Raw genomic sequence first — 2,069 nt, forward strand, 5'->3', positions numbered from 1 at the left:
CGTGCTGCCCTCGCCCGCCGCAGCACTGGCGCTGGCGCCGCTCGCGGCCATGTCCAACGATCTCTCCGAATTGCAGCCTGCGGCCTGAACCGCCGTACGATCATGCACTCGACAATGCCTCGCGACATCGCCATGATGTGCGCGGGCGAGGCAATGGCCGCATGCATGCCGCCCGGTCCACGCGCCGCGGTTCCACCTCGCGGCGATCATGGTGCAACATGCACAATAGTGGCGCCTGGCGTCCTGCGTTCGTTCATCCTGGCATGCATAAAAAACCGGTTTTCTTCGATCCCACGGGACGGCGTGCCATCCACGTATCCCGTCTGGCCCTGCTGGCTGGAATCACCAGCACGCTGTTGGTGGTGGCCTGCGCGGCAAGCCTGTTCGTATGGCCCAGCATGGCGGGCCTGAGCCTGGCCAGCCCTGTACGCCCCCTGCATGCACTGTCCGGCGTGAAGGCGGTGGACCCCGAGCTACTGAAACCGGCGGCCCGTCTGGCCGCCGATGTTCGTGCACGCCAAAAACAGTTGCGCGCCGCACGCGCGCACCGTTTTGCTGGCGCCGCATCGACCCGGACCACACCCCTTCCGCTGCACAAACCGGCTGGCAGGCCGCTCGCGATCGGTTTTTATGTCAACTGGGACGATGGCAGCTATCCGGCACTGAAGCGTGCGCTTGCGCATCTGGACTGGGTCATCCCGGCCTGGATGAGCGTGACCGGACCCGACATGGCCTTGAACACCCATATCGACGATCACGCCTTGAAGCTGATCCGCAGCCAACGGCCCGGCATGCCGATCCTGCCCATGCTGCAGAACGTGGCCGATGGCCAGTGGAACGGGCCCGGCCTTGCGCAAATGCTCGCCGATCCGGCCACCCGCCAGGCACGGATCGGGCAAATCGTCGCTTTCGTCGCCGCGAACCACTTTCAGGGCGTGACCATCGACTTCGAGGAAGTGCCCGACCAAGCCCAGGCCGACCTCAAGACGTTCCTCAGCGAACTGCACGCGGCATTCGAGCCGCACGACTGGGGCATCGTGCTGTCGGTGCCCTTTGACGATCCCTCATGGGACTACGCCGATTATGCCGATCGGGTCGACTTCGAACTGCTGATGGCCTACGACCAGCACTGGTCGGGCGCCGATCCGGGCAGCATTGCGGGCGAGGACTGGTTTGAAAGCACCCTGGACCAGCGCATGAAGGTGCTTGACTCGGACCACACCATCATTGCCATCGGCAGCTATGGCTACGACTGGGCCAGAGGCAAGAGCGCGCAGACCGTCACATTCCAGGATGCGATGGACCGCGCAGCCGATGCACAGGCCGGGATCGAATTCGATCCCGACACCCAGAACCCGCACTATGCCTACAGCGAGGACGATGGCACCGAGCATCAGGTCTGGTTCCTGGACGGCGCCACCGCCTTCAATGAAATCCACGACGCCGACAGCTACAAGCCTTTTGGGTATGCATTGTGGCGCCTGGGTTCCGAGGACCCCTCGATATGGTCGGTCATGGGTCGCCCCTATGGCTCGCCGGCACCCGAAGGCCTGCTCAGCATCGCTCAGGGGCAGGATATCGACATCGAGGGCCAGGGCGAGGTGCTGCAAATCGTCTCGCAGCCCTCACCCGGCACACGCACCCTGAAACTGGATGCCGATGACGGCAGCATCGATGACGAACACTACACGCGCCTGCCCTCCTCGTATGTCATCCACCGCGCCGGCACCCAGCCGCACAAGATCGCACTGACGTTCGACGATGGACCCGATCCGGACTGGACGCCGCGGATCCTGGACATCCTCAAGGCCAAACACGTGCCGGCCACGTTCTTCATCATCGGCTCCCAGGCAGAAATGTCGCCGGGCCTGGTGCAGCGCGAGGTGGCCGAGGGGAACGACGTCGGCAACCATACCTTTACCCACCCGAACCTCGGCGAGAGTCCGCCCAGCATCGTGCGGCTGGAGCTCAACGCCACCCAGCGCCTGTTCGAGGCTCTGACCGGCCGCTCCATGCGCCTGTTTCGGGCACCGTATTTCGGCGATGCCGAGCCCACTACCGCCGATGAA

Annotated in this window: 1 protein-coding gene; it reads left to right on the top strand. The window is 64.4% G+C overall.

What is annotated here, in order from left to right; all coding sequences use genetic code 11:
• Positions 1–263 precede the first annotated feature (263 nt).
• A partial coding sequence (locus PF446_RS07385) for a polysaccharide deacetylase family protein (protein ID WP_298070696.1) occupies positions 264–2,069 on the top strand: 1,806 nt, incomplete at its 3' end.

This window comes from Oleiagrimonas sp. (assembly GCF_027858935.1).
GTDB lineage: Bacteria > Pseudomonadota > Gammaproteobacteria > Xanthomonadales > Rhodanobacteraceae > Oleiagrimonas.